This window comes from Saccharopolyspora sp. NPDC049426, assembly GCF_040676935.1.
In the GTDB taxonomy this organism is placed as follows: domain Bacteria; phylum Actinomycetota; class Actinomycetes; order Mycobacteriales; family Pseudonocardiaceae; genus Saccharopolyspora.
Genome location: NZ_JBFAPZ010000001.1, coordinates 33233 through 46624, shown reverse-complemented (window position 1 = coordinate 46624; position 13392 = coordinate 33233). Strand labels below are relative to the sequence as shown.

9 protein-coding genes are annotated in these 13392 nt (G+C 71.8%); 3 read left to right on the top strand and 6 right to left on the bottom strand.

Features of this window, described 5'->3' with window-relative positions; all coding sequences use genetic code 11:
* Positions 1-24: 24 nt before the first annotated feature.
* Both AB0J78_RS00215 and AB0J78_RS00210 read left to right on the top strand, forming a co-directional pair.
* Positions 25-1332 (top strand): UDP-glucose/GDP-mannose dehydrogenase family protein, encoded by a 1308-nt coding sequence (locus AB0J78_RS00215; protein ID WP_363786328.1) that lies wholly within the window; start codon positions 25-27, stop codon positions 1330-1332.
* A gap of 170 nt (positions 1333-1502) precedes the next feature.
* Entirely contained in the window at positions 1503-3305 is a 1803-nt protein-coding gene (locus AB0J78_RS00210) for a gamma-glutamyltransferase family protein (protein WP_363785246.1), read from the top strand.
* A 2-nt stretch (positions 3306-3307) separates the two neighbouring features.
* On the opposite strand, the gene AB0J78_RS00205 is transcribed toward AB0J78_RS00210, so the two are convergent.
* The 5 genes from AB0J78_RS00205 to AB0J78_RS00185 all read right to left on the bottom strand — a co-directional run bounded on the left by AB0J78_RS00205 (position 3308) and on the right by AB0J78_RS00185 (position 8523).
* Positions 3308-4444 carry a glycerate kinase gene (locus AB0J78_RS00205; RefSeq protein ID WP_363785243.1) on the bottom strand — a complete coding sequence of 379 codons (1137 nt, stop codon included), beginning with the start codon at positions 4442-4444 and terminating at the stop codon, positions 3308-3310.
* Positions 4445-4462: 18 nt separating this feature from the next.
* Positions 4463-5884: an SLC13 family permease gene (locus tag AB0J78_RS00200; RefSeq protein ID WP_363785241.1), complete on the bottom strand. Its 1422-nt coding sequence runs from the start codon at positions 5882-5884 to the stop codon at positions 4463-4465.
* A 248-nt stretch (positions 5885-6132) separates the two neighbouring features.
* Complete coding sequence (locus AB0J78_RS00195) at positions 6133-6795, bottom strand: response regulator transcription factor (protein ID WP_363785238.1); 663 nt, start codon at positions 6793-6795, stop codon at positions 6133-6135.
* Positions 6792-8270, bottom strand: coding sequence for an ATP-binding protein (locus AB0J78_RS00190; RefSeq protein WP_363785236.1), 1479 nt, complete (start codon positions 8268-8270; stop codon positions 6792-6794). Before AB0J78_RS00190 ends, AB0J78_RS00195 begins: the two co-directional genes overlap by 4 nt.
* Complete coding sequence (locus AB0J78_RS00185) at positions 8239-8523, bottom strand: hypothetical protein (protein ID WP_363785233.1); 285 nt, start codon at positions 8521-8523, stop codon at positions 8239-8241. The genes AB0J78_RS00190 and AB0J78_RS00185 overlap by 32 nt, the downstream gene beginning before the upstream one ends.
* A 139-nt stretch (positions 8524-8662) precedes the next feature.
* Here AB0J78_RS00185 and AB0J78_RS00180 point away from each other — a divergent pair, with 139 nt between their 5' ends.
* A complete protein-coding gene (locus AB0J78_RS00180) occupies positions 8663-11884 on the top strand; it encodes a glycosyltransferase (RefSeq protein ID WP_363785230.1) in 3222 nt (1073 codons plus the stop codon).
* 78 nt (positions 11885-11962) lie between these two features.
* On the opposite strand, the gene AB0J78_RS00175 is transcribed toward AB0J78_RS00180, so the two are convergent.
* Positions 11963-13207: a hypothetical protein gene (locus AB0J78_RS00175; protein ID WP_363785227.1), complete on the bottom strand. Its 1245-nt coding sequence runs from the start codon at positions 13205-13207 to the stop codon at positions 11963-11965.
* Between the last annotated feature and the right edge of the window lie 185 nt (positions 13208-13392).

Genomic DNA, 13392 nt, shown 5'->3' with positions numbered 1-13392 from the left:
TACGAGGTGAAGGGGTTGGGGCCTGTGTTCGCCCGTCGAATCGTCGTTGTCGGCACCGGGTACGTCGGACTGACCACCGGTGCGTGTCTGGCTTCGCTCGGCCACCGGGTGGTCTGCAGCGACGTCAACGAGGAGAAGGTCGCCGAGCTGTCCCGCGGCGAGGTCCGCATCCACGAGCCCGGCCTGGCCGAGCTGGTGCAGGAGGGGATCGCCGCCGGGCGGCTGGAGTTCGTCGTCGGTTCCGCCGGTGCGGTCGCCGAGGCCGAGGTCGTGTTCCTGTGCGTGCCGACCCCGATGGGTTCCGGCGGCGCCGCCGACCTGGCCGTGGTGGAGGCCGTCGCCCGCGAGGTCCGCGACGTGCTGCCCACCGGGTGCGTGATGGTCACCAAGTCGACGGTCCCGGTGGGGACGTCGAAGCGGCTCGCCGAGCACCTGGGCCGCGAGGACGTCGCGGTGGTCAGCAACCCCGAGTTCTTGCGCGAGGGTTCGGCGGTGCACGACTTCCTCAACCCGGACCGCATCGTCGTCGGCTCCGACACCCAGGACGCCGCTGAGCGCGTCGCCGCCCTCTACGCCCGGCTGGGCGCGCCGACAGTGCTCACCGACGCGGCGAGCGCGGAGATGGTGAAGTACGCGGCGAACTGCTTCCTGGCCACCAAGCTGTCCTACGTCAACGCGATCGCCGAGCTCTGCGAGCAGCTGGGCGCCGACATCACCGACGTCACCGAGGGCATGGGCTACGACCGGCGGATCGGCCAGTCGTTCCTGCAGCCCGGACCGGGCTGGGGCGGTTCCTGCCTGCCCAAGGACACCGCGGCGCTGCTGCAGGTGGCCGAGGCGGTCGAGTTCGACTTCCCGCTGCTGCAGGCCACCATCTCGTCCAACTCCCACCAGCGGCAGCGGATGGTCGGCAAGGTCCGCGAGGCCTGCGGCGGTTCGCTGGACGGCGAGCGGATCGGGCTGCTGGGCCTGACGTTCAAGGCGGGCACCGACGACCTGCGCGACTCGCCCGCCCTGGAGGTCGCCCAGCTGCTGGGTGAGCAGGGCGCCGAGCTGATCGCCTACGACCCGGGTCTGCGCGGCGACGAACCGGAGTTGCCGGTCGGGCTGACGCTGGTCGACGACCCGTACCAGGCGGCGAAGGGAGCGTCGGCGCTGGTGCTGCTCACCGAGTGGCAGGAGTTCCGCGCCCTGGACTGGAACCTCATCGCCGAAGCCCTCAACGGTCTGGTCGTCGTGGACACCCGCAACCACCTCGACCCCGACGTCCTCCGCCGAGCCGGCCTCTCCTGGCGAGGAGTCGGCCGATTGCCGGTCGCCGCCCTCTCCTGAACCCGCGTCCCCACCGCCTCCCCCGGAGGTGACCCGGATTACTGCGGTAATCGGCGCCCGGAATACGGCGGTAATCCGGGTTGGCCACGTCGAAAACCGGTGTGGCGTGGGGGGACGAGGGGTGGGTTTCGACTCTCGTCATGGGGGTGTCGGAGATCTAGGGTGGGCGGGTGTTCACGACTCGCCCGGAGCTCGCCGGTACTCATGGGATGGTCGCCTCGACGCACTGGCTGGCCTCGGCAGCGGGGATGGCGGTGCTGGAGGACGACGGGAACGCCTTCGACGCAGCCGTGGCGGCCGGATTCGTCCTGCAGGTCGTCGAACCGCACCTCAACGGGCCGGGCGGTGAGGTTCCGGCGCTGTTCGCCACCGCCGCCGACCCGCAACCGCGCGCGCTGTGCGGGCAGGGGCCGGCGCCGGCCGGGGCGACGATCGAGCACTACCGCGACGAACTCGGCCTGGACCTGATCCCGGGCACGGGACTGCTGGCCACCACGGTGCCCGGCGCTTGGGACGGCTGGTTGACGCTGCTGCGCGACCACGGCACCAAGACGCTGCGCGAGGTGCTGACCTACGCGATCGGCTACGCGCGCGGCGGATGTCCGATCGTGCCGCGCATCAGCGACACCATCGGTCTGGTCGCCGACATGTTCCGGCAGCACTGGCGGACCTCGGCGGAGCGCTGGCTCAACGCGGACGGCTCGGTGCCGGAACCGGGTTCGGTGGTGCGCAATCCCGTGCTCGCCGACACCTGGGAGCGGCTGCTGTCCGAGGCCGAGTCGGTGACCGGCCGGGAGGCGCAGATCGATGCCGCGCGCCGGGCGTGGTCGCAGGGGTTCGTGGCCGAAGCCGTGGAGGAGTTCGCGCGGATCCCGCACCGGGACAACTCGGGCCGCGATCACGCGGGTGTGCTCACCGCGCAGGACATGGCGGAGTTCGAGACGACCTACGAGCAGCCGCTGACGGTCGACCTGCCGGGCGGCTGGACGCTGGCGAAGTTCGGCATCTGGTCGCAGGGACCGGCGCTCGCCCAGCAGCTGAAGCTGCTGGAAGGGCTGCCCGTGTCCTACGCGGACGGTGTTCCGCCGGTCGACGTGGTGCACGCGGCGGTGGAGGCCACCAAGCTCGCGTTCGCCGACCGCGAGGCGTGGTACGGCGACTCCGCCGACCCCGGTGTGCTCGCCGACCTCGTCTCCGACGAGTACGCCGCGCAGCGCCGCGACCTGATCGGCGCGACCGCGTCGCTGGACCTGCGGCCCGGCTCGCCCGGCGGACGCACGCCCGAGTTACCGGCGTTCGTCGCCGAGAGCCGCGGTGTGGGCGGGCTGTCGGATCCGAGCGGTGTCGGCATCGGCGAGCCGACCGTGCTGCCCAACGGTGAGAGCCGGGGCGACACGGTGCACATCGACGTCGTGGACCGCTGGGGCAACATGATCTCGGCGACCCCGTCCGGCGGGTGGTTGCAGTCCTCGCCGACGATCCCCGAACTCGGGTTCTGCCTGGGCAGCCGCGCCCAGATGTTCTGGCTGGAAGAGGGGCTGCCGAACTCGCTGGTGCCGGGCAAGCGCCCGCGCATCACGTTGAGCCCGTCGCTGGCGCTGCGCGGCGGCGTCCCGGCGCTGGCCTTCGGGACGCCCGGTGGGGACCAGCAGGACCAGTGGCAGCTGTGCTTCTGGCTGGCCCACGTCCACGGCGGGCTCGACCTGCAGGCCGCCATCGACGCGCCCGCCTGGCACAGCACCGCGTTCCCGCGCTCGTTCTACCCCCGCGAGTGGGAACCCGGTGCTGTGGCGGTGGAATCCCGCCTCGGTGCCGACACCATCGCCGCGCTGGGGGCCCGCGGGCACCTGGTGGAGGACAACGGTCCGTGGTCCCTCGGCCGCCTCTCCGCGGTGTCCCGGGATCCGGAGTCGGGCCTGCTCAAGGCCGCCGCCAACCCGCGCGGTGCGCAGGGGTACGCGGCGGGCCGCTGAGCTCACGCGGCCGGGAGGGTGGTTCCGAGCAGCAGCATCCGCAGGGTCCGGGCGGTCGCATCGGTGATGAGCGCCGGTGCTCTGGTGATGGCGTCGGGCAGCGCCACCGGGCCGGTGAGGATTCCGGTGATGGCGTCGATCCCGTGCTCGTAGCTGGTGTCTGCGCCCGGTCCGATGGTGCCGCACAGCGCGATCACCGCTTTGCCGTGCTGCTTGGCGCGGCGCGCGACCTCGGTGGGGATCTTGCCGAGCGAGGTGGACGCGTCGATGGCGCCCTCGGCGGTGATCACCAGATCGGCGGTGCGCAGCCGCTGATCCAGATCGGTGCTGGTCAGGAACACGTCGAAGCGGGATTCCAGGCGCGCTCCGAGGACTCCGGCGAGTCCGGCGGCCAGTCCGCCCGAAGCCCCGGCGCCGGGCAGCTCGGCCAGGTCGGGGTCCAGCAGCCGCGCCCAGTTCGACATCGCCGAGGACAGCAGCTCGACGTCCTGCGCGGAAGCGCCCTTCTGCGGACCGTAGCGGCGGGCCACCCCGTCCTGTCCGCACAGCACGTTGCGCGGGTTGACGGCGACCGTCATGTCCACTTCGGACAGGCGAGGGTCGAGGCCTGAGGCGTCGACGTGGCGGGCGCGCAGCAGCTCAGCGCCACCGGGCCCGATCTCCCGGCGGGCTTCGTCGGTGATCCGCACGCCGAGGGCCTGCAGCGCACCTGCGCCGCCGTCGCAGATGCCCGAGTCGCCGCAGCCGACGACCAAGCGCCGCGCTCCGGTCTCCAGCGCCGCGCGGATCAGCTCGCCGACGCCCCGGCTCGTGGTGCGGCCGGGTTCGCGTTCGCTGGGCGGGACCAGCGATAAGCCCGCTGCGGCGGCCATCTCGACGAACGCGGTGTCGTCGTCGAGCAGCGCGAAGTGGGCCACGACCGGATCGCCTACCGGACCGGTGACGGTCACCGGCACGAGCGTGCCGCCGGTGGCGCGGGCGAGCAGCCGGGCCGAACCCTCACCACCGTCGATCAGCGGCACGGTGTCGACCACGCTTCCGGGGATGACCCGCCGGATGCCTGCCTGGATCGCGTCGGCGACCTGCTCGGCGTCCAGGCATTCCTTGAAACCGCTCGGCGCGACGACGATGCGGAACATTCTTTCCTCCACGGTGGACTAGACGGACAAACCCAGCAGGGGCCAGACGAGCAGGGAGAACAGCAGCACCAGCGCGGCCGTCAGCGGCCCCAGGACGACCGCGAGCCTGCGCAGCTCGCGCGGCTCGTAGTGCTCGGCGAACATCGCGAGGGGCTTCGCCGAGGACGGCAGGGTGTGGCAGAAACCGGCCGCAGCGGTCGAGGCGAACGCCACCGCCATCGGGTTGGCCCCGACGGCCAGCGCCGCCGGCACCAGCAGCGGGATCAGCACCGCCGATCGCGCCGACCGGGACGCGACCAGCAGGTGCAGCGCGGTGCTCAGCGCCACGACCGCCACCAGCAGCGTCACCGGGCTGTCGCCGACCAGCGCGTGACCGGCGATCCAGCCGGCCGCGCCGGAGTCGGTGAGCGCGGTGCCCAGCGCACCGGTCGCGGCCATGAACAGCAGCAGCGACCAGGGGATCTCGCCGACGGCGGCCTTCATCGGGACGGTCCCGAAGCGGGGCGAGGTGACCAGCAGCGCCGCGCCCAGCGCGATCAGCGCGGGCGGCAGCCCGTGCCAGGACTCGGTGCTCCACAGCAGCACCACGACGCCCAGCAGCGTTCCGGCCCGGACTTCGGCGGGCCGCAGCCGTTCGGGCACGTCCAGCCGGGCGCGCAGCTCCGCCACGTCGACGCGCAGCGGCGTCCGCCGGTCCGCGCCGCCGGTCCACAGCACGAGTTCGGCGGCCAGGTGCGAGCTGACCAGCGCGAACGGCAGTCCCCAGCACAGCCACCAGCCGAACGGGATGCCTTCGCCGGTGGTCGCCGCGAGCACCTGGCTGGTGATCAGGTGCGCTCCGGCTCCGGTGAGGGTGGCGACCGCGGACAGCAGGATCACCACCGGCACGAGCAGGCCGACCGTCCGGACCAGCCGGTCCGGCAGGGCGGACGCCAGGCCTCGGTGCAGCGGCACGGCCATCGCCGCCCGGCCGCTGGTGCTCGGGATCAGCAGCGCGGTGCCGACCAGGCCGAGCGTCAGCAGGTGGCACAGCGACCGGGGCGATCGCGCCCGGCCGGCCAGTCCGAGGGCCAGCCGCGCGGGCAGTCCGGTCCGGTTGATCCCGGCGGCCAGCATGAACGCGGCCACCAGCAGCCAGATCTGGTCCTCGCCGAGCGCGGCGAACAGCCGCTCGGACTCCAGCACCCCGAGCACGGCGAGCACGGCGGCGGCCAGCAGTGCGACGAAGGTGTCGTCGACCTTCGCGCGCGTCCACCCGATGATGGCCGCGCCGAACACCACGAGCGTCAGCACGGCGTCTCGGCTCAACGACCCGTCGAGCCCTTGGGCCGGGACGGTGAGCACGGCCAGGACCCCGAAGACGCCGACGCCGGCGAGGGTGAACGCCACGGCCCATCCCCACCCGGCGACCGGGTCTGCTTCCACGCTGTTGACCTGCACGAGGAAGACTCTCCGGGGCCGGCCTGAGGCTTCCGTGAACCTCCGGTGAGAGCGCCTTCATCCAGGGTTCTCCACAAGTCTGTGAATAGAGTTATCCACAGGCTTGTGAGCTGCGTTGATGGTGACCCTCAGGCGTGGTTATGCACAGTTGTGGACAGACTTATCCACAGCTGTGCACACCGCTCGCGGGCGCTTTTCCACACCGCGCGCCCCGCCCAGGCCACCAGCGGGTTCACGCCTCCGGCGTCCTAGCCGCCGAGCCGGTAGCCCATGCCGCGCACGGTTCCGATGTGGCCGTTGCCGATCTTGCGCCGCAGCGCGCGGACGTAGACGTCGACGACGTTGGAGCCGGGGTCGAAGTCGTAGCCCCAGACGTGGGAGAGGATCTGCTCGCGGCTCAGCACCTGGCCGGGATGCCGTAAGAACAGCTCCAGCAGCGAGAACTCGCGGGCCGTCAGGTCCACCGTGCCGGTGGGCACCTGGGCGCGGCGGGTGCGCAGGTCCAGCGACAGCTCGCCGTCGCGCAGCACAGTGACCTCCTCGGCGCGCTCCGCCGAACGCAGCCGCAGCCGGATGCGGGCCAGCAGCTCCTCGAAGCGGAACGGCTTGGTCATGTAGTCGTCCGCGCCGCCCTCCAGACCGGCGACCGTGTCGTGCACGGTGTCGCGCGCGGTCAGGATCACCACGGGCAGCGTCACCCGCTTCGCGCGCACCTCGCGCAGCACCGCGAACCCGTCGCGGCCGGGGAGTCCCAGGTCCAACACGGCCAGGTCGTAACCGCCGTCGACCAGGTGGTGCAGCGCGGTGTCCCCGTCGGCGACGACGGTGGCGGTGAACCCGTTGGCGCGCAGGCCCTTCTCGATGAACGCCGCGATGCGCTCCTCGTCCTCGACGATCAGGATCTTGCTCATGCCTCGTCTCCCGTGGTCTTCGCGGGCAGTTCCAGCCGGAAGGTCGCTCCTGAACCGGGAGCGGAGCGGACCAGGACCCGGCCGTCGTGCGCGTCGGCGATGGCCCGGACGATCGCCAGGCCCAGCCCGGCCCCGCCCTTGCGGCCGTTGCCGTGGCTGAAGCGCTCGAAGATCTTCTCCACCTCGGAGGGGTCGACGCCCGGCCCCTCGTCGCTGACCCACAGCTCGACGGTGCCGTCGCCGACGGCGGAGCCGATGCGGATCGTCGACCCGGCGGAGGTGTGCTGCACCGCGTTCTGCGCCAGCTGCACCATCGCCTGGGTGACCCGCTGCCCGTCGAGCGAGAACTCGCCTTCGCCCATCTCCGCCAGCACCCACCGCCGGTCGCCCAGCGACCGCACCTTCGCGTCGATGTCGCTGGTCAGCTCGGCCAGCGACACCTCGGTGGGGGAGACGAAGTCCGGCCGGTCGGCCTTGGCCAGCACCAGCAGGTCGTTGACGATCCGCGTCATCCGGTCCAGCTCGTCGGTGCACAGCCGCACCACCTCGTCGCGCTCGGCGGGATCGACGCCGATCAGCTCCAGGTTGCCGCGGACGATCGTGATCGGGGTGCGCAGCTCGTGGCCGGCGTCGTCGACGAACTGCCGCTGGATGCGGAACGCGTCCTCCAACCGGTCCAGCATCGCGTTGAACTGGTCGGCCAGCGCGGCGATGTCGTCGCGGCCCTCCACCGGGATGCGCCTGGTCAGGTCGTGCTCGGTGATCTCGGCCGCGGCCTGGCGCACCGCCCGCACCGGGGCCAGGATCAGCCCCGCCACCACCCAGGAGATCAGCGCGGCCAGCACCACGCCCAGTGCGCTGACCAGGAGCAGAACCCTGACGCTGCGGTCGACTTCGGCGGTCTCGGCGGCGATGTGGTGTTCGACCACGAACCAGGCGCTGCCGCCCTGCGCGGTCTCGGCGCGCACCTTCACCCAGCGAACCGGGCCCGCCGAGGTGTCCAGATCGCCGTGCGCTCGCGGGTCGTCGATGATCCGCTGCAGCACGGTCCGGTCGTGCGCGACGGCCTTGATCGGCTCGGTCTGCTCCTGCGAGACCACGCCGAGACCGCGCGCGGCCGGCCACGCGCCGATCAGCGCCTCGTCGGTGTCCGGGTACTGGTGGCCGAGGTAGTTGTGCAGCAGCGTTCCCGGGTCGGCGAGCATCCGGCCGCTGACCGGGTCCTGGCCGCTCTCGGCGAAGGCCACGAACTCCTTCGCCTCCTGCTCCAGCGAGCTGGTGACCCGGCGGTCGACCTCGTCGTGCAGGTATTCGCGGACGATCACTATGACCGTCAGCAGCACCAGGACCAGCACCAGCAGCAGCCAGCCCATGATCTGGGCCCTGGCAGGAACCCGGGTGCCGCGGCGACCGGCGAGCCTGGTCAGCGGGCGGGTGGGCGAATCAGTCGTCATGGCCGTCCGTCGCGTCGTCATCGTCGTCATCGTTGGGCGCGGGCGGCGGCAGCTCGGCGGGCGGGGGCGGCACGTCGGACGGACCGGGAACGACGGGCACCGGCACGTCCGCGGACGGCCCGGGGCTGCTCGGGCTGGGCGTGCTGCCGACGCGCACGCTCTCCGGGATCTCGGGCGAGCGCACCCCGCCGGTCAGCGCGAAGCTGATCAGCACGGCGACGATGGGCAGTGCGAGGGCCGCGAGCAGCAGGACTCCCCGGGGAACGGAACGCATGCACCCACTCTGACCTGTCGGGGACAACCGCGGGTGAAACCGGGATGAGAACGTCCTCATGTTCCTCGCCCGAACCGGCCGCAGCAGCCTGCCGAGGGGCGATAACCTGCGAGCGGATTCACAACTCGGTGAGGGGCCCATGGACGAGCGGCTGATCGACTGGACCGGGGAGCGCTGCGTGCCCTGGACCGAAGACGTGCAGGTGGTTTACGAGCACTACCACCGGTACGCCCTGGCAGCCCCCTTCGCGCGGGGCAAGCGGGTCCTGGACCTCGCGTGCGGCGAGGGCTACGGCGCCGCGCTGCTGGCCGCCGGGGGAGCCGAGGTCGTCGGCGTCGACATCGACGAGCGGACCGTCGCGCACGCCCGGCACAACTACGCGGGCCGGGATGTGAGCTTCGAGGTCGGTTCGATCACCGACCCGGACCTCCTGGCCGACGCCAAGCCGTTCGACGTCGTGGTGTGCTTCGAGGCCATCGAGCACGTCGAGGACCACGCGGCGGTCCTGCGGCTGGTCCGGTCGCGGATGAAGCAGGGCGGGCTGTTCCTGTCCAGCACCCCGGACACCGCCGTCTACACCCACGAGCACGGCAACGACAACCCGTTCCACGTCAAGGAGCTCAGCGCCCGCGAGTACGAGTCGATGCTGGAGGAATCCTTCCGGCACGTGGCGGTGCTCAAGCAGAACGTCACGGTCGGATCGCTGGTGGTGCCCGCCGACCACGGCGACCGCGACACCGCGATCGAGGGCGTCCGGCTGCAGACCATCGAGCGCAACGAGGCCGGCGACTGGGCGGTCAGCCAAGGAGTCCCGCACACCTACCTGCTGGGCGTGGCCTCCGACAAGCACCTGCCGAAGCTTCCCGCGGCGGCGGTGCTCACCGACGCGAAGCTGACCCTGGCCCGCGCGGGCGACACGGCGGCGCTGATCGAGCAGCGCGACGAGGCGGTCGCCGACGTGGCCAAGCTCAACGAGCTCTACCAGCGCAGTCGCGACGAGGCCGAGGAGCTCAAGGGCGCCATCGCGCGGCTGGAGGAGCTGCGCAAGTCCGAGGAGCAGCGCGCCGACGTCCACAACCGGGAGCTGGCCGAACTCCGCGAGCAGCTGCGCGAGCGCGGTCTGCAGGCGCAGCGCGACGCCGCCCGCGTGGAGTGGCTGCGCGACACCGCCGCTCGCCTCGAAGGCAAGCTCGCCGACGCCGAGAGCCGCGCGGAGCGGCTCACCGCCGAGAACGCCGAGCTGTCCGCGCAGAACTCGGCGCTGGTGCAGCGCGCGGTCGGCAAGTACCGGAAGGTCGTCGAGCGGGTCGCCCCGCGCGGCACCACCCGTCGCGATGCCTACGAGATCGCGCTGGGCCGCAAGCCCGGTGTCCCGGCGGTCGCCGAGCAGGCCGAGACCGGGCCGCTGCCGGTGCCCTTCAGCGATTCGCCGCTGGTCAGCGTGATCGTTCCGGTGCACGGCAAGTGGTCCTACACCCGCCAGTGCCTGCGGTTCCTCGGCGGTCACCTGGTGTCGGTGCCGTTCGAGGTGATCGTCGTCGACGACGCCTCGCCGGACGACAGCGCCGAGAAGCTCGCCGCCTGCGAGGGCGTGCGGCTGGTGCGGGCCGAGCGCAACCTCGGGTTCATCGGCGCCTGCAACCTCGGCGCCGAGCACGCGCGCGGCGAGCACCTGTTCTTCCTCAACAACGACGCCGAGGTCACCGAGTCCTGGCTGGACGTCCTGGTCGACACCATCACCTCCGATCCGCGGATCGGACTGGTCGGCGCCAAGCTGGTGTACCCGGACGGTCGGCTGCAGGAGTGCGGCGGCATCGTCTGGGCCGACGGCAACGGCTGGAACTACGGTCGCGGCACGGACGGCGGCGGCGCGGAGTTCAACGTGCTGCGCGACGTCGACTACTGCTCCGGCGCGGCGATCCTGGTGCGCGCGGAGCTGTTCCGCGAGGTCGGCGGCTTCGACACGAGGTTCGCGCCCGCCTACTACGAGGACACCGACCTGGCGTTCGCGATCCGCGCCGCCGGATACCGCACCGTCGTGCAGCCCAAGGCCGTGGTGGTGCACCACGAAGGCGTCTCCAACGGCACCGACATCGGTTCCGGGGTGAAGAAGCACCAGGAGCTCAACCGGCAGGTCTTCGTCGAGAAGTGGGCGGACGTGCTGCGCGCCGAGCACCTCCCGGAGGCGTCTCCGCGCAACCTGTGGCTGGCGCGCCAGCGCGGCGCGCGCGGTCACCGCGGTCCCATCGTGCTGGTCAAGGACCACCAGGTGCCGCGGCCGGACTTCGACTCGGGTTCGGTGCGGATCTTCCGGGTGCTGGAGCAGCTGGTGGAGCTGGGCTACCGGGTGGTGTTCTTCCCCGCCAACCACGCGCCGCTGCAGCCCTACACCGAGAACCTGCAGCAGATCGGCGTGACGGTGCTGCCGCAGCCGGAGCTCCAGCAGGCGTTCCTGCACGAGGCGGGGTCGGAGATCTCCCTCGCGCTGCTGTCGCGTCCGCAGGTCGCGTGGAGCCTGGTCGAAGAGCTGCGCACCCGCGCACCGCAGGCCGTCATCGCCTACGACACTGTTGACGTGCACTTCCTGCGGCTGGAGCGGGAGGCCGAGCTCGCCGAGCGGCAGGGCGAGGCCGACCGCGCGGAGGCGCTGCGCCGCAAGGCGTTCGCGTCCAAGCAGATGGAGCTGGGCCTGACCAGGGCCTGCGACGTGACGCTGGTGGTCTCCGAGACCGAGCGCACGCTGCTGGGCGAGCTGGTGCCCGAGGCCGATGTGCGGGTGCTGTCCAACGTGCACGAGATCGACCACGCGCCGGTTCACGTCGAGGGACGCCGCGACGTGGTGTTCGTCGGCAGCTTCGACCACCCGCCGAACGTGGACGCGGCTCGCTGGGCCGCTCGGGAGATCATGCCGCTGGTCCGCGAGCAGTGCCCGGACGCGGTCCTGCACGTCATCGGCAGCAACCCGACCGACGAGGTCCGCGCCCTGCAGGGGCCGGGGGTCGAGGTGCACGGCTGGGTCGAGTCGGTGGAGCCGCACTACGCGCGGGCCCGGGTCACGATCGCGCCGCTGCGCTTCGGCGCTGGGGTGAAGGGCAAGGTCGGCGAGAGCCTCGCGGTCGGGGTCCCGGTGGTGGGCACGTCGGTCGCGATCGAGGGCATGCACCTCAAGCCGGGGCAGGACGTCCTGGTCGCCGACGACGAGGAGTCCTTCTCCGTCGCGGTGACCCGGCTCCTCACCGAGGACGAGACCTGGTCGGCCCTCGCCGAATCGGGTCGCACGGCCGTCGAGGCCCAGTTCGGCCCGACAGCGTCGCGAACGGCGCTCAGGTCACTCCTCACCAAGCTCGACACCACCGCCTGACCCGGGGCCGCGTCAGCGCGAAGAAGAACGGCCGCTCACCTCGGAGTTCGAGGGGAGCGGCCGTTCGAGCGCGGCGGCTTACTCGGTGACGGTGGGCGGCGTCTGGGTGAGCTGCTGGTCCAGGACGGCCTTGAACGACTGCTGGGCCGCGTCCTTCTGCTCCGGCGGGCCGCTGACGTCGATGATCACCGCGTAGTTGTGCGCCACGTAGGCGGTGCGGAACGTCGAACCCGTGGAGACCACCGAAACGCCCTGGTAGGAGAGGGCTTCCATCTCGGTGAGGCCCTGCTGCGCGGCCAGGTACTTGTCGACGACGGTCTTGGCGGCGTTGGTGTCGGGCATCTTCAGCGCGAGCAGCGTCGTCTTCGGCTGCGCGCCTTCGGTGCCGTTGAACCAGCCCTCGACCAGGCCGTTCTGGAACGCGGTGTCGAGCACGGTCTTCGGCTGCAGCAGTCCGCCCTTGGCTCCCTGCAGGTTGGGCAGGTCCAGCAGCCCGACCCACGGGTGCGCCGGGCCGTTCGCCGCCACCAGCACCTCCTGCGTCGTCGCCGGCGGCGCCTTGGCGGCGGGCGGTGCGGGCAGCTGCGTGGTGGTCGGCGCGGGCGGCGGGGGAGCGGCGGTCTCGCGCTCGGGCTGGTCACCGCCGCTGCTGGTGAAGTAGAACACCACCGCGACGATCACGACGACCAGCAGCACGGCACCGATGGACAGACCGGCGATCAGCTTGCCCTTGCCGGACTTGCCCGCGGACTCGAAGACCTCCGGGCCCTGCCGCATCCAGGACGCCTCGCCGGAGTCGCTGGAACCGGGCAGGCCATCGCCCCACGGCGTGCCGGTGGTCTCCACCGGCCCCCAGCCCTGCTGGCCCTGCTGCTGACCGGCCCACGGCGGCTGCGACTGGCCCCACTGCTGTTGCTGCTGCGGGTTCTGCGGCACGCTGACGATTTGGGTGCTGTTGGCGTCCGCGGGCGGCTGCTGTTGTTGCTGGTGGAACGGGTTCGGCACGACCTGCGTGGCGTCGTCGCCCTGCTGCGGCTGTTGCTGCTTGGCGGCGTCGCCCCAGCTGAACGCGGGCGGGAACGGGCTCGACGGCTGCTGTTGCTGCTGGGCGGGCTGCTGCTGCGGGAACCCCCCGGACGAGGGATCAGCCTGTTGTGTCTGGTCCTGCTGCGGGAAGCCGTCCGGGTTCGACTGCGGTGGCCCGGTCTGACCGCCCTGCGCCCTGCCCAGCACGGTGTCCCTGCGCTGTCGGTACTCTTCGGCGGAAATTCGTCCCGCCGCGAGTTCGGCGTCGAGGTTCTGCAACTCGTCTTGCCAGGTCACCGATAGCGCCCTTTCCGGATTTCCATGAACGCCGCTGCTGCGAACGACGCCATTCTGGCACTGAGCGACAGGTTCGCGGTGCACCGGCCGAATAACGATACGGTCTGCGGTCTGGTCCGGACGGGTGTCCGGGTTGTAAAGGGTCCCGAACCGCGGAGACCCCGGCTAGGCTACGCAGCGTTGAC

Bases quoted from the DNA above. Each gene is read 5' to 3' on its own strand.
- AB0J78_RS00180 (WP_363785230.1), top strand. From the start codon at position 8,663: ATGGACGAGCGGCTGATCGACTGGACCGGGGAGCGCTGCGTGCCCTGG.
- AB0J78_RS00185 (WP_363785233.1), bottom strand. From the start codon at position 8,523: ATGCGTTCCGTTCCCCGGGGAGTCCTGCTGCTCGCGGCCCTCGCACTG.
- AB0J78_RS00195 (WP_363785238.1), bottom strand. From the start codon at position 6,795: ATGAGCAAGATCCTGATCGTCGAGGACGAGGAGCGCATCGCGGCGTTC.
- AB0J78_RS00205 (WP_363785243.1), bottom strand. From the start codon at position 4,444: ATGTTCCGCATCGTCGTCGCGCCGAGCGGTTTCAAGGAATGCCTGGAC.
- AB0J78_RS00190 (WP_363785236.1), bottom strand. From the start codon at position 8,270: ATGACGACGCGACGGACGGCCATGACGACTGATTCGCCCACCCGCCCG.